This window comes from Pseudomonas sp. Irchel s3h14 (assembly GCF_900187425.1).
Taxonomy (GTDB): domain Bacteria; phylum Pseudomonadota; class Gammaproteobacteria; order Pseudomonadales; family Pseudomonadaceae; genus Aquipseudomonas.
This window is the reverse complement of record NZ_FYDJ01000003.1, coordinates 209945-227213: the sequence shown is the minus strand read 5'-3', so window position 1 is coordinate 227213 and position 17269 is coordinate 209945. Positions and strand designations below refer to the sequence as shown.

Annotated in this window: 17 protein-coding genes and 1 pseudogene; 12 read left to right on the top strand and 6 right to left on the bottom strand. The window is 58.6% G+C overall.

Annotated features, from left to right (window positions below; translation table 11 throughout):
- Positions 1-37: 37 nt before the first annotated feature.
- The 3 genes from CKW16_RS07655 to CKW16_RS07645 are packed head-to-tail and all read left to right on the top strand — an operon-like array spanning position 38 to position 1899.
- Positions 38-535, top strand: coding sequence for an MFS transporter (locus CKW16_RS07655; RefSeq protein WP_095127903.1), 498 nt, complete (start codon positions 38-40; stop codon positions 533-535).
- A 32-nt stretch (positions 536-567) separates the two neighbouring features.
- Complete coding sequence (locus CKW16_RS07650; RefSeq protein WP_046046095.1) at positions 568-1344, top strand: class II glutamine amidotransferase; 777 nt, start codon at positions 568-570, stop codon at positions 1342-1344.
- A 12-nt stretch (positions 1345-1356) separates the two neighbouring features.
- Positions 1357-1899 carry a DUF2937 family protein gene (locus CKW16_RS07645; RefSeq protein ID WP_095127902.1) on the top strand — a complete coding sequence of 181 codons (543 nt, stop codon included), beginning with the start codon at positions 1357-1359 and terminating at the stop codon, positions 1897-1899.
- A gap of 79 nt (positions 1900-1978) precedes the next feature.
- On the opposite strand, the gene CKW16_RS07640 is transcribed toward CKW16_RS07645, so the two are convergent.
- The 3 genes and pseudogenes from CKW16_RS07640 to CKW16_RS07625 form a co-directional block, all read right to left on the bottom strand.
- On the bottom strand, positions 1979-4090 hold the full coding sequence (locus CKW16_RS07640) for a TonB-dependent receptor (protein ID WP_095127901.1): 2112 nt from the start codon (positions 4088-4090) through the stop codon (positions 1979-1981).
- A gap of 194 nt (positions 4091-4284) precedes the next feature.
- Positions 4285-4590: pseudogene (locus tag CKW16_RS07630) on the bottom strand (siderophore synthetase); the annotation flags it as partial.
- Positions 4591-4701: 111 nt separating this feature from the next.
- Complete coding sequence (locus tag CKW16_RS07625) at positions 4702-5631, bottom strand: LysR family transcriptional regulator (RefSeq protein ID WP_095127900.1); 930 nt, start codon at positions 5629-5631, stop codon at positions 4702-4704.
- A gap of 148 nt (positions 5632-5779) precedes the next feature.
- Between CKW16_RS07625 and CKW16_RS07620 the strand changes: the two genes are divergently transcribed.
- The 4 genes from CKW16_RS07620 (at position 5780) to CKW16_RS07605 (ending at position 9532) form a co-directional block, all read left to right on the top strand.
- Positions 5780-7066, top strand: coding sequence for an MFS transporter (locus CKW16_RS07620; protein ID WP_095127899.1), 1287 nt, complete (start codon positions 5780-5782; stop codon positions 7064-7066).
- An 89-nt stretch (positions 7067-7155) separates the two neighbouring features.
- Positions 7156-7908, top strand: a complete 753-nt coding sequence (locus CKW16_RS07615) for a 5-oxoprolinase subunit PxpA (RefSeq protein ID WP_095127898.1) — start codon at positions 7156-7158, stop codon at positions 7906-7908.
- Positions 7905-8609: an allophanate hydrolase subunit 1 gene (locus tag CKW16_RS07610; RefSeq protein WP_095127896.1), complete on the top strand. Its 705-nt coding sequence runs from the start codon at positions 7905-7907 to the stop codon at positions 8607-8609. Before CKW16_RS07615 ends, CKW16_RS07610 begins: the two co-directional genes overlap by 4 nt.
- Positions 8606-9532 carry a biotin-dependent carboxyltransferase family protein gene (locus tag CKW16_RS07605; RefSeq protein ID WP_095127895.1) on the top strand — a complete coding sequence of 309 codons (927 nt, stop codon included), beginning with the start codon at positions 8606-8608 and terminating at the stop codon, positions 9530-9532. Before CKW16_RS07610 ends, CKW16_RS07605 begins: the two co-directional genes overlap by 4 nt.
- Positions 9533-9641: 109 nt before the next feature.
- Here CKW16_RS07605 and CKW16_RS07600 read toward each other — a convergent pair whose 3' ends face one another.
- Together CKW16_RS07600 and CKW16_RS07595 are read right to left on the bottom strand one after the other, a co-directional pair.
- The gene (locus tag CKW16_RS07600) at positions 9642-10820 is read right to left on the bottom strand and encodes a VWA domain-containing protein (RefSeq protein WP_046046088.1); all 1179 of its coding nucleotides are present in this window, start codon (positions 10818-10820) and stop codon (positions 9642-9644) included.
- 32 nt (positions 10821-10852) lie between these two features.
- Positions 10853-11698: a MoxR family ATPase gene (locus tag CKW16_RS07595; protein WP_008153159.1), complete on the bottom strand. Its 846-nt coding sequence runs from the start codon at positions 11696-11698 to the stop codon at positions 10853-10855.
- A 202-nt stretch (positions 11699-11900) separates the two neighbouring features.
- Between CKW16_RS07595 and CKW16_RS07590 the strand changes: the two genes are divergently transcribed.
- Together CKW16_RS07590 and CKW16_RS07585 are read left to right on the top strand one after the other, a co-directional pair.
- Positions 11901-12131, top strand: coding sequence for a DUF4160 domain-containing protein (locus CKW16_RS07590; protein ID WP_033047627.1), 231 nt, complete (start codon positions 11901-11903; stop codon positions 12129-12131).
- The gene (locus CKW16_RS07585) at positions 12119-12622 is read left to right on the top strand and encodes a DUF2442 domain-containing protein (RefSeq protein ID WP_095127892.1); all 504 of its coding nucleotides are present in this window, start codon (positions 12119-12121) and stop codon (positions 12620-12622) included. The genes CKW16_RS07590 and CKW16_RS07585 overlap by 13 nt, the downstream gene beginning before the upstream one ends.
- On the opposite strand, the gene CKW16_RS07580 is transcribed toward CKW16_RS07585, so the two are convergent.
- Complete coding sequence (locus CKW16_RS07580) at positions 12619-13695, bottom strand: DUF748 domain-containing protein (RefSeq protein ID WP_095127891.1); 1077 nt, start codon at positions 13693-13695, stop codon at positions 12619-12621. The two genes, CKW16_RS07585 and CKW16_RS07580, sit on opposite strands and share 4 nt — an antisense overlap.
- 126 nt (positions 13696-13821) lie before the next feature.
- On the opposite strand from CKW16_RS07580, the gene cysK reads away from it, so the two are divergent.
- The 3 genes from cysK to CKW16_RS07565 all read left to right on the top strand — a co-directional run bounded on the left by cysK (position 13822) and on the right by CKW16_RS07565 (position 17268).
- Complete coding sequence (gene cysK, locus CKW16_RS07575) at positions 13822-14796, top strand: cysteine synthase A (protein ID WP_095127890.1); 975 nt, start codon at positions 13822-13824, stop codon at positions 14794-14796.
- A 210-nt stretch (positions 14797-15006) separates the two neighbouring features.
- The gene (locus CKW16_RS07570) at positions 15007-15945 is read left to right on the top strand and encodes an aspartyl/asparaginyl beta-hydroxylase domain-containing protein (protein ID WP_095127888.1); all 939 of its coding nucleotides are present in this window, start codon (positions 15007-15009) and stop codon (positions 15943-15945) included.
- A 459-nt stretch (positions 15946-16404) separates the two neighbouring features.
- On the top strand, positions 16405-17268 hold the full coding sequence (locus tag CKW16_RS07565) for a DMT family transporter (RefSeq protein WP_095127886.1): 864 nt from the start codon (positions 16405-16407) through the stop codon (positions 17266-17268).
- Position 17269 lies beyond the last annotated feature (1 nt).

The following is a 17269-nucleotide window of genomic DNA, read 5'->3' as shown; positions in this document are numbered from 1 at the left end:
AAGTCGTTACTATAAGCGCCTCTTTGCCTGCCTTGCCATGGACACCATGACCGAGAACGACTATCTGATCGCTTGGGGCCTCTACGCCTTCGCCGCTTTGGGCTGCCTGTTGGTGTGGATGCGTATCACCCGCTGGATGTGGCGCTGGCTGCGTGAGCCGCTGCGGCTATTGGTTGCTGTGTTGCTGTTCAGCCCGACCATCATTGATCCGGTGAAGGAAAAGGTCGCTCCGGCCATCGCCATCACGGCCCTCGATCTGCTGTTCAAGGTCGGCAACAACGCCTGGCGGGCGGTGTCCGACCTGTTCATGTACGGCATGATCGCCTTCGGCATTTACCTGGTATTCGTGGCGATCCGGTTCCCTATCGAACGGGCGTCCAACGCTCGCAAGGAACAGGTTGCCGCTACCAAGGCTGCGGCCCGGGCCGATGAAGCTGAAGAGGAACATCCTTTCGGCGGTGCGGGTGATGATCGTTACGGTCGCCCACCGGTGCCGAGCAACCCTCAGCGATTGCGGGTCGAACCGCGTCTGTAACCTTGCCCCTGCCTTTCAGCGAGAATCCGAGCATGTGTGAGTTATTGGGCATGAGCGCCAATGTGCCGACCGATATCGTGTTCAGCTTCACCGGGCTGATGCAGCGCGGCGGCCGCACCGGTCCGCACCGTGACGGCTGGGGCATTGCCTTTTACGAGGGCCGTGGCCTGCGCCTGTTTCAGGACCCGGCGGCGAGCTGTGAGTCCGAAGTCGCGAATCTGGTGCAACGCTATCCGATCAAGAGCGAAGTGGTGATCGGGCACATCCGTCAGGCCAATGTCGGCAAGGTCTGCCTGTCCAATACCCATCCGTTTGTGCGCGAGCTGTGGGGGCGTAACTGGTGTTTCGCCCACAATGGCCAGCTCGCGGAGTTTCAACCGATCAAGAGTTTTTACCGCCCGGTCGGCGATACCGACAGCGAAGCGGCGTTCTGCGATTTGCTCAACCGCGTGCGCGCCGCGTTCCCGGAGCCGGTAGAGGTCGAAGAACTGCTGCCAGATCTGGTGGCCGCCTGCGCCGAGTACCGCAGCAAAGGCGTGTTCAACTGCCTGCTCAGCGATGGCGATTGGTTGTTCTGTTATTGCTCGACCAAACTGGCGCAAATCACTCGTCGTGCACCCTTTGGCCCGGCGCGCTTGAAGGACGTCGATGTGATCGTCGATTTCCAGGCCGAAACCACACCCAACGACGTGGTCACGGTGATCGCCACCGAACCCTTGACCGAAAACGAAACCTGGACCCGCTACGAACCGGGCCAATGGAGCCTCTGGCGACGCGGTGAATGCGTCAGCCAGGGCAAGACCGAATAAGGATTTCCCTTCATGTTGCTCAGTTATCTACGGCTGGTGTTGTTCGCGGCGGGCCTGTTGATCGGTGTCCAGGTGCCAGGGTTCATCAGCGATTATGCCAAACGGGTCGAAGCGCATCTGATTGAGGCGCAGACCGGTCTGAGCGGTTTTCAGGGCACGGCGATTCAGTTCTTCAAGGGTGACATGCTGGCGTTGGTGGCCCATTACCGCGCCAGCGAAGACCCGATCTTTCGCAGCGATGCCGACAGCCTGAGCACCTTGCTGACCCGTCAACTGGCCCTCGATAAACAGTTCCAGGCCATGCAGGGCCCGTGGTACATCCGCTTCCTGCAGGTTGCACTGGCGGCTGATCCGGATATTCGCAAGGAAACCTGGAATGGCTACAGCTACCAGATCCTGCTGACGCCGGAAGCGATGATCTGGGGCATGAGCGGGGCGTTGCTGTTGTCGTTCGGCATTGAATGCCTGTTCCGTCTGATCGACTGGGTGGTGCTGGGCGGCAAACGCCTGCGCCAGAGCCGGCCGATCGAAGATCGGGATGTGCGCGGCCTCTAAGCCTGTAGCCGGTTTGCCGGCGATTGCTGCGACACGGTATGTCTGGCAGTTCGCATCGCTGGCAAGCCGGCTCCTGTTTTTACCAGTCGACCGAGTAGCTCATGCTCAATGTCCGACCTTCGGCATTGGCGTACGGCGCTCTGGCATTGGCCTGGGTGAACAGGTTCTGGTAGGTGCGGTTGGTCAGGTTGTACACCCCGCCTTCAAGACGACCGACCGGCAGTTGTACGGAGCCGAGCAGGTCCACCAGCGTATAGCCTTCGATGTCGCGTCCGTTATTGTCCTTGGCGGCGGCGTTGTAACTGGACAAATGCATGCCTTGCAGACGCAGGGTGTAGTCGTCTTCGGTATAGCCGACGAACAGCGTGGTCTTGGCCGGTGAGATACGCGTGGCCGGCAGATCTATCCATTTGCCATTCTGCTCGGTCTCGCCTTTGGCCCAGGCGTAAGTGCCACCCACCGACCATTGATCGGTCACGCGGTAGGTCAGGTTGTTTTCGATGCCGCGAACGCGTTCTTTCTGGTTGATCAGGCGCAATACCCGATCAGTCGCATCGTAGAACTGGGTCACGTCCGAGGTGTTTTCATACACGGTGACGTCGGCCTGCCACTGGTCCCAGTCACCGCGCCAGCCCAGCTCATAGCTGTCGACCTTGATGGCCTGGGCGTTGAGACTCTGAATGTCGAAAGTGCTGCTGACGTCACGCATGAAGCGCTGGATATCCGGCAGCGAAAACCCCTGGCTGTAATTGGCGAAGACGTCCTGGTTTTCACTCAGGTGGTAGACCGCCCCCAGGTTATACAGCGTGGCATCGTATTTGAGAGTGTCGCCGGGCAGCGTTGCGCGTACGCCGGTCTGGACGATCTGACCATAAGCGATGCTGTCGGAGACGTCGCTTTCGATCCATTCACGGCGCACACCGCCACGCAAGGTCCAGTCACCGATGTCCCAGGACATCTGCCCGAACAGCGATTTGGTGGTGGTTTCGATGTCCGGGCCCAGCTCGTAGGTGGTGCCGGTCTTGGTGTAGGTCAGGCCCTTGAGCGTGTATTGATCACCTCGTTGGCGGGAGCGCTCATGATCATAGTCGGCGCCCCAGACCAGGTTACCCGTGGCGCTGCCGATGGCCGGCAGCGGCGTGTCGATGGCCGCGCGCAGGCCGTAGACATCCTGCACGCTGTTGTTGTCGGAGATCCCGGCCTTGCCCCGCGACAGGTCCGGGAAGAACAGTGCATCGGCGCGACGCCAGTAGCTTTCCAGTTGCAGGCCCTGACCGTAGAAGTCCTTGTCGGTGTAATTGAGGTTGACCGACTGGTTATGGGTATAGGGTTGGTCGTCGAGTTTCAGCCCTTTGACTGCCACGGCTTGCTGCCGGTTTGTCGGGTCTTTGGTGTAGCCAGTGTCCTGTTGATCCTTGTAGTCCTGCAGCGACAGGCTGAGTTTTTTGTCGGCATCCAGTTCGTAACCGAAACGACCTTGCAGGTCATAGGTTTCGGTGTCCATGTTGCTGCCCTGGGAGGTGTCCTGAGGGATGCGGTTGCCGTTGCCATCGTACTGATCGTTGCGCTGGGTCAGGTCGGCGGAGACGTACCAGTCCAGGGCATCCTTGCGCCCGGTCGCACTCTGAAAGGCTTCGTAGGCGAAGCCTTTGCGGTTGAGGTTGTTGCCGCTGGTCAGGCCCAGTTTGCTGCTGTAGGCAATGTCCTGGCCCTGATTGCGCTTGGTGATGATGTTGATGATGCCGCCTGAAGCGCCGGCACCGTAGATGCTGCTGGCGCCGGAGATCACTTCGATGCGTTCGATGCTGGCCGGGGCGATGCTGTTGAGCTGGCGGAAGTTGTCGCGCGTGGCGTTCTGCGATACGCCGTCGATCAACACCAGCATGTTGCGTCCGCGCAGGGTCTGACCGAAGTTGCTCATCCCGCCACTCGACGGCGCAAGGCCGGGGACCAATTGCCCGAGGATGTCGGCGACCCGGCGACCCGCGCCGCTTTGCTCACGGATCTGCTGTTCGTCGATCAGCTGGACCGAACCTGGAATCGAGGCGATGGTCGCTTCGCTGCGAGTAGCGGAGACGACGGTGGCTTGCAGGTTCAAGGTGCCGGGCTGCTGCTCGGTATCCTCGGCCCAGGTCTGGGCGCTGAAGGTACTGAGCAGCGAGATCAGCAGGGAGAGTTTGGTTCGGGTCATGACGTGGTCTTTTTTAGTTGTGGTAAGTGTGTGGCGATAAGGGCGAGCGGTCAGGCGCGGAGTTGAACGACCGCACCCAGCGGATACCGTGACACCGAGCAGAGCGCCAGCCTTTGCCGCGCTGTTGCCGAGGCCGAGCGCGAAGCCCTGCCGGGTTATGGAAATGGTGTTGGCAATCAGTGCATAGGCGACGGGCACAGGGTGTCGTTGCTGAAGCTGTCATCCAGTTCCAGGGCCAGACGTTCCAGTACCTGCGGTGAGGCTGGCGGGTTGAGCTGAGTGCTGAGGTGAGCGAGCAATCCGCTGGGCAGCTGGATTTTGTGGGGCAGTCTGTCGGGGGTGTGCAGGACGATGCTTCGTTGGAAACAGCGCTGGGCGGCGGGCTCCAGCGTATTGCTTAAATGATCGAGGATGATGCGGTGGGACTGGATCGCCTCAGTGCCGAGGGCATCGCTCCAGTGAGTGAGCAATTGCTGCTGTTTTTGCGTGTAGGCGCGCATCAAGTCCGAATCCTTCTGGACGGTTGGTTAGCTGAAAGCGCGCAGAGAATACCGCCCTGAAAAAATAATGCAAATGATAGTAGTTCATATTTAAAGCTTGGGGAGTGTCCTTCAGATCCCTGCCATGGGTTTGCTCAAAACGATGTAGTGCTCGCCCACTTTCTGCGCATAGCGCTCCACGACTTGCTGACACAACGCCACGATTTCTTCGACCCACTCCACGCCAACCCGCCACGACACCACCACCTGCAAATTCGGTGGCCGCTGATCGATGGCCAGCAAGGTCAATTCCCCTCGCGCCAGTTCCTCAGCTACCAGCACCGGCGGCAGCGCGCCAATACCGAAACCGTCCCGCAGCAACCGGGTGATCGCCGATACCGAGTTCACGCAGTTCAACCGTGGCGTCATGATGCCGTTGGCCTGCATCAGGGCGAGAATCTCCTGATGCGGATGGGAGTTTTTCGAATAGGTAATGATCCGTTCCCGCGCCAGGTCAGCAATGCCTGAATACTCGCGGTTGTAGATCGAATTAGTAGCAACAATCCAGCCCATCGGGTGACTGGCCAGCTCAAGACTGCGCACACTTTCCTGACGCAACAGGTCGGTTTGCAGGATCAGATCGAGAAAGCCTTTTTGCAGCTGATCGCAGAGGTTGAGCGCGGTATCGGCCACTAACTCTATTTCCACCAGCGGATAGTGATCCATCATTTGCGCCACCAACGGGCTCAACCAGGTATGGATGACCGTGTCCATCACGCCAATGCGAACCCGCCCGACCTTGCTCGAACGGGTTTCGATCGACTGCTTGAGCGCTTGCATGGTGTCCATCATTTGCTCGGCGTACTCGAGCACTTTCAAGCCTTCGGGCGTCAGGCTCACGCCACGTGAATCGCGCAGGAACAGCTTCACCCCGAGCTCGCCTTCGAGCACCGCAATGCGGCTGGAAATCGACGCCTGGGTGGTGAAGAGCTTGTCTGCCGTCAGGCGAAAACTCTTGAGTCGGGCGACCCAGACAAAGGTCTCGAGAAACTTCAGGTTCATAGGGACAATTTTTTCTTATGTCTAGAGCGGGTTTTTATTAGTTGGACGTAACAGGGCCGGCAGCCCAAAAATCAGGCCATCCGGTTCCCACGATAGGCGTCGTCGGGTCTCAGAACAATACCAATAAAAATTAGCGCGGAGATTTGCCATGAGTGCGCCCGACACGCTCGACATCCCCAAAGCCACGGTTCGTCCAGGACCTTTCGACTGGTACCGCAACATCAATCAACAGGAACGTCGCACCTTCTGGAGCTGCAAGATCGGCTATGGCCTGGACGGCATGGACACGCAGATGCTCAGCTTCGTGGTGCCGACCCTGATTGCGATGTGGGGCATCACCACCGGCGAGGCCGGGCTGATTCACACCAGCACCTTGATCGCCTCGGCCATCGGCGGTTGGGTGGCGGGGATTCTGTCCGACCGCATCGGTCGCGTACGCACTCTGCAACTGACCGTTCTGTGGTTCGCTTTCTTCACCTTCCTCTGCGGCTTCGCCCAAAACTACGAACAACTGCTGATCAGCCGCACGCTGATGGGCTTCGGTTTCGGTGGCGAATGGACCGCCGGCGCAGTGCTGATGGGTGAAGTGATTCGCGCCAAGGACCGCGGCAAGGCAGTTGGCATGGTGCAATCCGGCTGGGCATTGGGTTGGGGAATGACGGCGATCTTGTATGCGCTGCTGTTCTCGGTACTGCCGCCGGAAGACGCCTGGCGCGCTCTGTTCCTCCTTGGCATCGTGCCGGCGATCTTTGTGATCTTCGTCCGCCGACTGGTAAAAGACCCGGAAATCTATCGCGAAGCCAAGGCTAAGGAAAAACCCAGCAACCCGGCAAAATTCTACGAGATATTTGCCCCCGGCATCCTTTTCACCACGATTCGCGCTTCGGTGCTGACCACCGGTGCTCTGGGCGGTTACTACGCGATCACTTCCTGGTTGCCGACCTTTCTGAAGAACGAACGCGGTTTGAGCGTACTCGGTACGGGCGGTTATCTGGCGATGGTGATCGTCGGTTCCTACGTCGGTTACGTTATCAGCGCGTATTTGACTGACATCCTCGGGCGTAAAAAGAACTTCATTCTGTTCGCGGTCGGCTCGTTCACCATCGTTCTGCTCTACACCCAATTGCAGGTCAGCAATGGCGTGATGCTCTGGCTGGGCTTTCCTCTGGGCTTCTTCGCCTCGGGGATTTTCAGTGGCATGGGCTCGTTTTTGACCGAGCTGTTTCCAACGCGGATTCGCGGTTCGGGTCAGGGCTTTTGCTACAACATCGGCCGGGCGCTGGCGGCGTTGTTCCCACTGTTGATCGGCTTGATGAGCCAGAAAGTGCCATTGAGTGTGGGAATCGGTGCTTTTGCGGCGGTGTCCTACGGGGTGGTAATCCTTGCGGCCCTGAGCCTGCCGGAAACCCGTGGCAAGCAACTCGAAGCCCAATAACTTAATGCCCAGCAACTGATAATCTGCGGGCCTGCCGTTACAAAAAGTGTCCCGCACTAAAAAGAATAAAGCTGAAAGGAGTGTTCACCGTGAGCCGCCTGCTATTGAACTGCGACATCGGCGAGAGTTTCGGCAACTGGACCATGGGTCTGGACGCCGAGGTCATGCCCTTCATCGATTGCGCCAACATCGCCTGCGGTTTTCATGCCGGCGACCCGAGCATCATGCGCAAGACCGTCAGCCTGGCCTTGAGCAACGGGGTTCAGATCGGTGCTCATCCGGCGTATCAGGATCTGGTCGGCTTCGGCCGCCGTTCCATGGCCTACACCGCCCAGGAACTTCAGGACATTGTGCATTACCAGATCGGTGCCCTCGACGGCATTTGCCGGGCTCAGGGCGGGCGGGTGAGTTACGTCAAGCCACACGGCGCGATGTACAACGACATGATGGCCAACCCGGCGCAATTGCGCGCCGTGCTTCAGGCCGTGGCGTCCTATGATCGCCAGTTACCGCTGATGTTGATGGCCACTCGCGACAACAGCGCAGCCCAGCAATTGGGCGATGAATACGGCGTGACCCTGTGGTTCGAAGCCTTCGCCGATCGCGCTTACGACAGCGCGGGAATGCTGGTCTCACGGCAACTGCCAGGCGCGGTGCATCACGATCCCGAAACGATCATCGAACAGGCGCTGACCATTGCCCGCGGCGGCAACCTCACTGCCAGCGATGGCAGTGCCTTGCACCTGCAAGCCAACACCCTTTGCGTACACGGCGACAATGCCAGTTCGGTAGCCGCCGTGCGGCGTATTCGCGAAGCACTTGATCAGCAGAGCGCGCCATGAAATTGCGGGTAGAAGTGGTGGCGCTGGATTGCCTGATGGTGCGCCTGTTCGATGAGATTGCCGAAGCGAACATGCCGTGGATGCTCGCAGCCAGTGAAAGTCTGCGTGCTGCGTTCGCCGGGCATCTGATCGATCTGGTGCCGTCCTATACGACGTTGATGGTGCATTACGATCTGACCGCGTTGAGTCCGGCCCAGGCTCGGGAGCTGATCGCCGAGGCCTTGATCGATCTGTCGCCCAACGCCTGCACCCGCGGCAAATGTCATGTGCTGCCAGTCTGGTATGACTTGAGCGTTGGCCCGGAGTTGAACCTGTTGTCCCAGCTCAGCGGATTGGCCGTGGATGAAGTGATTCGTCGCCACAGCGAGCGCGAATATCAGGTGTTCGCCCTGGGTTTTGCGCCAGGTTTCGCCTTCATGGGGCTGGTGGAAGAAGCGCTGGCCGCGCCGCGTCTGAACACTCCGCGTAAAAAAGTGGCTGCGGGAAGCGTCGGCATCGCCGAACGCCAAACCGCCGCTTACCCGGTGGTGTCCCCCGGTGGCTGGAATCTGATCGGCCGCACCCCGGCCAAATTGTTCGACCGCGAACGCGACGGCTACAGCCTGATGCAACCAGGCGACACGGTGCGCTTCGAAGCCGTCAGCCATGCCGAATTCATCAATCTGGGCGGTGACGACACGCCGTTGGAGGCGCAGGTATGAGCCGTCTATTAATAGAAGCGAGTACGCCGCTGTGTTTGTTGCAGGATGCTGGCCGTTTTGGCGTGCGGCATCTGGGCGTGACCCAGGGTGGGGCGGCGGATTGGCGATCGATGTCGTGGGCTAATTGGTTGCTGGGCAATGGCCTGGATGCACCGGTGATTGAAATCACCCTCGGCGGGTTCGCCGTCGTTGCCGAAGAGGATTGCGTGCTGGCGTTGGCCGGGGCAGATCTTGGGGCGCAGGTGGATGGCGAGGCGTTGGCGCCGTGGCGCAGTTTCAGGCTGAACAAAGGCCAGCAGTTGCAATTCACTCAACCGCTGCTTGGGGCTCGGGCATATTTGGCAGCCCCGGGCGGATTTGATGCGCCAAAGGTGTTGGGCAGTAGCGCAACGGTGGTCCGTGAGGAACTCGGCGGGCTGGATGGCATGGGCCGGGCGTTGGCCAAAGATGCGCAGTTGAGCTACTCGGGGAGTTCACTGCTCCTGCTGCGGGAATTGGCGCGCGAACAGGTGCCGGATTTCAAACTCAACGCGCCGCTGGACCTGGTGCTCGGTGCCCAGATCGGCGAGTTCAGTGGACAGAGTTTGTTTGATGCGTTCAACAGCGTCTGGACCCTCGACAGCCGTGCCGACCGAATGGGCATCCGCTTGCTGGGAACGGCGTTGCAGTATCAGGGTAAGCCGATGATTTCCGAAGGCATCCCGCTGGGTGCGGTTCAGGTGCCGCCGGACGGGCAGCCGATTGTGTTGCTCAATGATCGGCAGACCATCGGTGGCTATCCGCGATTGGGGGCGTTGACGCCGTTGGCGTTGGCGCGACTGGCGCAGTGTTTGCCGGGGGTAACGGTGCGATTGAAACCGGTGGTGCAGGATGTCGCGCATCGGGAACAAATCGAGTATCTACGCCGGTTTTTAGAGCGCTAACAGCATCGCGGGCAAGCCTTGCTCCTACAGGGTTAATGCATGACGCACGAACACCGAAACCTGTAGGAGCAAGGCTTGCCCGCGATAGCGTCAGGACAGACGACGAAGATTACTTGGAGAGAAACCGCATCCCTTCTTCCAACCCCCGCAACGTCAGCGGGTACATCTGGTCGTTAATCAAGTCCCGCACGATGTTGGTCGAAGACGTATAGCCCCACGTATCTTTCGGATACGGGTTGATCCAGATGACCTTCTTGTACTTCTCCATGAACCGCTGCATCCACACATAACCCGCTTCTTCGTTCCAGTGCTCGACGCTGCCGCCGGCCTGGGTGATTTCGTACGGCGCCATGGCGGCGTCACCGATGAAGATCACTTTGTAGTCGGCGCCGTATTTGTGCAGCAGATCCTGGGTCGAAGTGCGCTCGGAGGTGCGGCGCATGTTGTTCTTCCACACCGATTCATAAATGAAGTTGTGGAAGTAGAAGTACTCCAAGTGCTTGAACTCGGTCTTGCAGGCCGAGAACAGCTCTTCGCAGATCTTTACGTGGGCGTCCATCGAGCCGCCGATGTCGAACAGCAGCAACAACTTCACGGTGTTGCGTCGCTCCGGACGCATCTGGATGTTCAGCAGTCCGGCATCGCGCGCGGTGTGGTCGATGGTGCCATCAATGTCCAGTTCTTCTGCCGCACCCTGGCGCGCGAATTTGCGCAGCCGCCGCAGGGCGACCTTGATGTTGCGCGTGCCCAGTTCCACCGAATCGTCGAGGTTCTTGTACTCGCGCTGATCCCAGACCTTGACCGCTTTGCCCTGGCGTTTGCCTGCATCGCCGACCCGAATGCCTTCCGGGTTGAAGCCGCCGGAGCCAAACGGGCTGGTGCCGCCCGTGCCGATCCACTTGTTACCACCGGCATGACGTTCTTTCTGTTCTTCGAGGCGTTTCTTGAACTCCTCGATCAACTTGTCCAGGCCGCCGAGGGACTGGATCGCCGCCCGCTCTTCGTCGGTCAGCGAACGCTCGAACTCTTTGCGCAACCAGTCTTCCGGGATCAATGCCTGAAGGTGATCATCGAGTTTTTCCAGGCCGTTGAAATAGGCACCGAACGCCCGGTCGAACTTGTCGAAATGCTTTTCGTCCTTCACCAGAATCGCCCGGGACAGGTAATAAAACTCGTCCATGTCGGCGAAGGTCACGCGCTGCTTTAGCGCGTTGATCAGGTCCAGCAGCTCCCGTACCGAGACCGGTACTTTGGCTGCGCGCATTTCATTGAACAGGTTAAGCAGCATGGCTATCGCCCTCTATCTTGTTAAAAGAGGGATCAGCGAGTGCCGCGACGGCTCATGAACGCCAGACGTTCAAGCAACTGCACGTCCTGTTCGTTCTTCACCAAAGCGCCGGCCAGCGGCGGAATGGCCTTGGTCGGATCGCGCTCGCGCAGCACCGCTTCGCCGATGTTGTCGGCCATCAGCAGCTTCAGCCAGTCCACCAGTTCGGAGGTCGACGGCTTTTTCTTCAGGCCCGGCACCTTGCGCACGTCGAAGAACACGTCCAGCGCTTCGCTGACCAGGTCTTTCTTGATGTTCGGGTAGTGCACATCGACGATCCTCTGCATCGTGGTGCGATCCGGGAAGGCGATGTAGTGGAAGAAGCAGCGGCGCAGGAAGGCGTCCGGCAGTTCTTTCTCGTTGTTGGAGGTAATGATGATGATCGGGCGTTTCTTGGCCTTGATGGTCTCGTCGATCTCGTAAACGTAGAACTCCATCTTGTCGAGTTCTTGCAGCAAGTCGTTCGGGAACTCGATGTCGGCCTTGTCGATTTCGTCGATCAGCAGGATCACCCGCTCTTCGGATTCGAAGGCTTCCCAGAGCTTGCCCTTTTTCAGGTAGTTGCGGACGTCGTGAACCTTTTCCGTGCCCAGTTGCGAGTCACGCAGACGGCTGACCGCGTCGTACTCGTACAGGCCTTGATGCGCCTTGGTGGTGGATTTGATGTGCCAGGTGATCAGTTTGGCGCCAAAGGACTCGGCCAGTTGCTCGGCGAGCATGGTCTTGCCGGTGCCCGGTTCGCCCTTGACCAGCAGCGGACGCTCCAGGGTGATGGCGGCGTTGACCGCCAGCTTCAGGTCATCGGTGGCGACGTAGGCCTGGGTGCCTTCGAACTTCATCTGCTAATCCTCGAACGGTAACGCCGACCTGAACGAGGCAGGGCGGGGCGCAATAATTGTAGTACCCGACTATAACGCGGTGCCCGGTCGACTGTGAACGCAGACGGCTTATTCAGTCTCTGAATGGGGCGTCACATCTTGACTCAGTCTCGGCCGCTAGCCAGTATTGAGCTATCGCCATTTTGGCGATAGCTTGCTGGGCATGTCTACTAAATACCGGTTTCGCGATACGTACCGCATTCAGTTGCGCGAGAAGGATCATCCGCCGCCCCATGTCCACCTGACCGGTGGCGGGCTGGACGTCATGCTCAGCCTTGAGACCGTCGAAGTGATGGTGGGCAAGGCGCCGCCGCTGATTATCAAGGAAGCGCTGGAGTGGGTCAGGGCCCATCAGGTGCAATTGCTGGAGGATTGGAAACGATGTTACCCATGAAGCGACCACGGCTGTCGGCCGTGCAGGCGTTGGCGGATCACCGCTTGGCGCTGACCTTTATCGACGGTCAGCAACTGAACCTCGATTTGAGTCGGGACTTGCGCGCTTATCCAGGGTTGCAGCCATTGCTGGAGGCTGGCGCTTTCGAAGGGGCAACGCTGGGTGATGAAGGCTGGAGCGTTGAGTGGCCCGAACTGGACATCCAGATCGGCGCAGACACTCTTTATCTGGATGCGCTTGCACAAAATGCATCGGACGAAAACACCCGGATCTTCATCGGCTGGCGCGCTCGTACCGGGCTGCCGCTCAATCAGGCGGCCGAAGCGTTGGGGGTCAGTGCCCGCAGCATCACGCGCTATAGCAGTGGTCGTGAAGCCGTTCCGCGATCGCTGGCACTGGCCTGCCTGGGCTGGGACTTCTTGCAGCAGCAATCGAACCCGGCGCGGGCGGCGGAAGAAACCGGTCGCTACATCGTCACCCGAAAACCCTAGCCCGCATCCGGTTTTGGCCGTTCGTACTGGGCATTGAACGCCTGGATGAAGCCGTTGCGTAAAATCTGCAAAAAAGCCTCGAATGCGCTGATATCTCGCTGATGCACACTGCCTCTTAGCTGGACGCGAGTGGCGAACTGGTTTTTCGGCTGGTTCTTCAACACATTCTCGGTGCCCCCGACGAGTGCTTCCCAGATGGAGCGAAAAATCCCTTTGTCCTTGTTCTCGACGTCCTGCTGCCAATTGAACACGTCGACGTCCTTCAGCAGCGGTTTGATGTAACCCGTTAATTGCGCTTTTTTAGCCTCGGCTTCAATGACCACATCACCGTGACCGGCATTGAAGTCGAACTTGCCATAGGCCGAGGCGAAGTCGTTCATGCGTTTGAGTTCGATGTCCTTGACCCGCAGGCGGAACTCGAAATCTTCAAAGTTGCTTAAAGGGTCGAAGGTGGCGGTGGTTTCCAGTGGGGCGTGCCCGAGCAGCAGCGCCTTGCCGTCGAAGCGAGCGTCGCGTTTGCCTTTGGTGTCGACCACGTTGGTCAGGTTGTAAATGCTGGCATTGACCTGGGTGGCATTCATGTTCACGGGCGGTTTTGAATTGAAGTTTCGAAAGGTGACCCGCCCGTCGTTGATCCGCACTTCGTTCAGGGTTATCGGCAGCAATTTTTCCAATTGTGCCCGCCAGTCGGTGCCCTGACCGGTCTGGGAGTTTTTCTTGTTGGCACCGCCGTCGACGAAGTTCACCTCGGGTTTGTCGAACTGCGCCTCGGCCACCACTGCGTGGTCATACCAGAGCGAGTGCCAGCTGACGGAAAGGTCAATCAATGGCGCGTTGACGAAAGGCACGGGGACTTTGCCATTGACCTTGACGATTTTCAGTCCATTGATTTTGTAGGCGCCGCGCCACAGGGCCAGGTCTACGTCGGTGATTTGGCCGCGGTAGTCACCCATGTTCGCCAATCTCTCGTTGAGGTGATCGCGCACCACGTAGGGCAGGGCAATGTGCAGGGCAACCAGCAGCAGAACGAGGCCGGCGAGGGTCCATAGGGGCCAACTGTATCGACGCTTCATGGCGGCAAATCTCTGGCGGTATAAAGCGATTGACTGCTGGGGCAAGCGGACGTTCGACTGACTGGACGACCAAGGGCAACAGGCATACCTTGGAGAGCTTATTTAACGCTGTATAAGGACCCAGCCATGAGCCGTATCTACGCTGACAACGCCCATTCCATCGGCAATACGCCGCTGGTGCAGATCAACCGTATCGCCCCGCGCGGCGTGACCATCCTGGCCAAGATCGAAGGGCGTAACCCCGGTTACTCGGTCAAGTGCCGGATCGGTGCGAACATGATCTGGGACGCCGAAAGCACCGGCAAACTCAAGCCTGGCATGACCATCGTCGAACCGACCTCAGGCAATACCGGTATCGGCCTGGCGTTCGTCGCTGCGGCTCGCGGTTACAAGCTGATGCTGACCATGCCGGCGTCCATGAGTATCGAGCGACGCAAAGTGCTCAAGGCACTGGGGGCCGAACTGGTACTGACCGAACCGGCCAAAGGCATGAAAGGAGCGATCGAAAAGGCTGCTGAAATTGTCGCCGGCGACCCGGCTACCTACTTCATGCCGTCGCAGTTTGAAAACCCGGCCAACCCGGCCATCCACGAAAAAACCACCGGTCCGGAAATCTGGAACGACACCGACGGTGCAGTCGACGTACTGGTGGCAGGCGTCGGAACGGGTGGAACCATTACCGGGGTTTCGCGGTACATCAAGAATACTCAGGGCAAGCCGATTATTTCGGTGGCGGTGGAGCCAGTGGTGTCGCCGGTCATCACCCAGGCAATGGCCGGAGAGGAGATCAAGCCGAGCCCTCACAAGATCCAGGGTATTGGTGCCGGTTTTGTGCCGAAGAATCTTGATCTGTCGATGGTCGATCGGGTTGAGTTGGTCAGCGATGAGGAATCCAAGGCCATGGCCCTGCGTCTGATGCAGGAAGAAGGGATTTTGAGCGGCATTTCCTGCGGCGCCGCCATGGCGGTGGCCGTCCGCCTGGCGGAAACCCCGGAAATGCAGGGCAAGACCATCGTGGTGATCCTGCCGGACTCTGGTGAACGCTACCTGTCGAGCATGCTGTTCAGTGATCTGTTTACCGAGCAGGAGAATCAGCAATAGGCGTTTCGATTTTTTGATCCAGTGGGAGGGGGTGATTCAGGTCAGCCCCCGTTCAGGAACCTTATGTTAAGAAGTGCTTTATTGCGTAATCCTTAACACTGAATGTTGAGTTATGCGGGTTCTTCCCGAGGCCGGTAGTGTTTATGATGGCCGGCTGCCACGTCGGGTAAATGGCGTGGTGCAAAGTTGTCTACTATCAAGGAGTTGTTGATGACCGTTTCCCTTGCCGCAAAGGCGTCGCTTTTGCTGCTGTTCCTCGGCAGCACTCTCTTTGTGCATTTGCGCGGCAAGGCGCGTTTGCCGGTCTTGCGCCAGTTCGTCAACCACTCGGCTTTGTTCGCGCCCTATAACGCCTTGATGTACCTGTTCTCCAGCGTGCCATCCAAACCCTATCTTGACCGCAGCAAGTTCCCGGAACTGGATGTGCTCAAGGACAACTGGGAAGTCATCCGCGACGAAGCGATGCATTTGTTCGACGAAGGTTACATCCGCGCCGCCGAAAGGAACAACGACGCCGGCTTCGGTTCGTTCTTCAAGAAAGGCTGGAAGCGCTTTTACCTCAAGTGGTACGACAAACCACTGCCATCGGCCGAAGCCCTGTGCCCGAAAACCGTGGCACTGCTCAGCAGCATTCCCAACGTCAAAGGCGCCATGTTCGCGTTGCTGCCAGGCGGCAGCCACCTCAACCCGCACCGTGATCCGTTCGGCGGTTCCCTGCGTTATCACTTGGGGCTGTCGACGCCCAACTCCGACGATTGCCGGATCTTCGTCGACGGTCAGGTCTACGCCTGGCGTGATGGCGAAGACGTGATGTTCGACGAAACCTATGTGCATTGGGTCAAGAATGAAACCGACAAGACTCGGGTCATCCTCTTTTGCGACATCGAACGACCGCTGAGCAACCGCCTCATGACCCGCATCAACCGCGGGATCAGCGGCTTTTTGGGTCGCGCCACTGCACCGCAGAATCTTGATGATGAACGTGTTGGCGGGATTAACCAGGTTTACGCCTGGAGCAAGACCTCCAGTGACAAGTTCAGCGGTGTGATCAAACGATGGAAGCGTCGAAATCCCAAGGCCTACCGTGTACTGCGACCGGTGTTGGCGGTGGTGGTGCTGACATTGTTGGGGTATTGGTTGTTTGGGTGATTCCGAACACAGAAAAATATCAAGCGAAACACCCTCTTTTGTAGCAGCAGGCTTCGCCAGCTGCTACAGGTCGCGTTGCAGCGAGCTGTTTTTACTGGCCATTGCAATCCATGTCAGTCGCTGGTTATAGTCGGCGCTCGGTGTTTTCCAACCCGCCGTTCCACCCTTCAAAAAAGATCAGCCCATGCCAGCTTCCCTCATCAACGCGGTAGTCGATTCAGCGGTCAACGCTGGCGTCGTGCCGTGCGGGAATCAGCAGCCTGCGCAGATCAGTCATTACCCTCCACCTGTCAGTAGCACGCCGGTGTGCGCAGTCGTATCACCGCCAGGCGTTGGCTTCTCGGGCTGATCAGCTTTTTTCTGCTGTTTCCATGCCCGTCTAAAAAGTGCCCGCCTGAAAAAACTACTGAATTTCAGCTTCGGCTGAGTTGGCTTTTTGCCTGACTACAGGTGGTATTCATGTTTGTCCTTTCGAAAAAAACCGCGCTCGCGGCGGTGTCCACGAGCCTGTTCGTTCTGCTGTGGAGCAGCGGGGCGATCTTCTCCAAATGGGGCCTGGCCCACGCGTCACCCTTTGCCTTTCTGCTGTTTCGCTTCGCTATCGCAATCTGCGGATTGGTGCTGCTGGTGCCATTGCTCAAGCTGAAACTGCCCAAGGGCGGTAAGCCGATGGTGTATGCGATGGCCACAGGCGTGGTGTTGCTGGGGGCTTATCAGATTTTCTATCTGCTGGCCCTGGACCTGAAAGTCACCCCGGGAGTGATGGCGACGATCATGGGCGTGCAGCCCATTCTCACGGTGGTGATCATGGAGCGTCAGCGCTCAGCCAGCAGAATGTTTGGTCTGACGCTGGGTTTGGCCGGGTTGATCATGGTGGTCTATCAGGGCATTGGTCTGGCCGGTATGTCATTGGCCGGTATGCTCTTCGGTTTGCTGGCGCTGGCGAGCATGACGTTCGGCTCGATCATGCAGAAGCGCATCACCGACAATCCACTCGGCACGCTGCCAGTGCAGTACCTGGCCGGGCTGTTGCTCTGCGGAGTCTTCGTGCCGTTCCAACCCTTTCATTTCGAACACAGCGCCGGTTTCATCGTGCCGGTGTTGTGGATGGGATTGGTGGTGTCGGTGCTGGCAACCTTGCTGCTGTATCGCTTGATCGCCCGGGGCAACCTGGTCAATGTCACCAGTCTGTTTTACCTGGTGCCGGCGGTGACGGCGGTGATGGACTACCTGATTTTCGGCAACCGGCTGGCGGCGTTGAGCATGCTTGGCATGTTGCTGATCATCATCGGTCTGGTGTTCGTATTCCGTAAAAACGCCTGAA

Excerpts from the sequence above, each read along its gene's own strand:
- CKW16_RS07655 (WP_095127903.1), top strand. The coding sequence starts at position 38 with ATGGACACCATGACCGAGAACGACTATCTGATCGCTTGGGGCCTCTAC.
- CKW16_RS07650 (WP_046046095.1), top strand. The coding sequence starts at position 568 with ATGTGTGAGTTATTGGGCATGAGCGCCAATGTGCCGACCGATATCGTG.
- CKW16_RS07645 (WP_095127902.1), top strand. The coding sequence starts at position 1,357 with ATGTTGCTCAGTTATCTACGGCTGGTGTTGTTCGCGGCGGGCCTGTTG.
- CKW16_RS07640 (WP_095127901.1), bottom strand. The coding sequence starts at position 4,090 with ATGACCCGAACCAAACTCTCCCTGCTGATCTCGCTGCTCAGTACCTTC.
- CKW16_RS07625 (WP_095127900.1), bottom strand. The coding sequence starts at position 5,631 with ATGAACCTGAAGTTTCTCGAGACCTTTGTCTGGGTCGCCCGACTCAAG.
- CKW16_RS07620 (WP_095127899.1), top strand. The coding sequence starts at position 5,780 with ATGAGTGCGCCCGACACGCTCGACATCCCCAAAGCCACGGTTCGTCCA.
- CKW16_RS07610 (WP_095127896.1), top strand. The coding sequence starts at position 7,905 with ATGAAATTGCGGGTAGAAGTGGTGGCGCTGGATTGCCTGATGGTGCGC.
- CKW16_RS07605 (WP_095127895.1), top strand. The coding sequence starts at position 8,606 with ATGAGCCGTCTATTAATAGAAGCGAGTACGCCGCTGTGTTTGTTGCAG.
- CKW16_RS07600 (WP_046046088.1), bottom strand. The coding sequence starts at position 10,820 with ATGCTGCTTAACCTGTTCAATGAAATGCGCGCAGCCAAAGTACCGGTC.
- CKW16_RS07595 (WP_008153159.1), bottom strand. The coding sequence starts at position 11,698 with ATGAAGTTCGAAGGCACCCAGGCCTACGTCGCCACCGATGACCTGAAG.
- CKW16_RS07590 (WP_033047627.1), top strand. The coding sequence starts at position 11,901 with ATGTCTACTAAATACCGGTTTCGCGATACGTACCGCATTCAGTTGCGC.
- CKW16_RS07585 (WP_095127892.1), top strand. The coding sequence starts at position 12,119 with ATGTTACCCATGAAGCGACCACGGCTGTCGGCCGTGCAGGCGTTGGCG.
- CKW16_RS07580 (WP_095127891.1), bottom strand. The coding sequence starts at position 13,695 with ATGAAGCGTCGATACAGTTGGCCCCTATGGACCCTCGCCGGCCTCGTT.
- cysK (WP_095127890.1), top strand. The coding sequence starts at position 13,822 with ATGAGCCGTATCTACGCTGACAACGCCCATTCCATCGGCAATACGCCG.
- CKW16_RS07570 (WP_095127888.1), top strand. The coding sequence starts at position 15,007 with ATGACCGTTTCCCTTGCCGCAAAGGCGTCGCTTTTGCTGCTGTTCCTC.
- CKW16_RS07565 (WP_095127886.1), top strand. The coding sequence starts at position 16,405 with ATGTTTGTCCTTTCGAAAAAAACCGCGCTCGCGGCGGTGTCCACGAGC.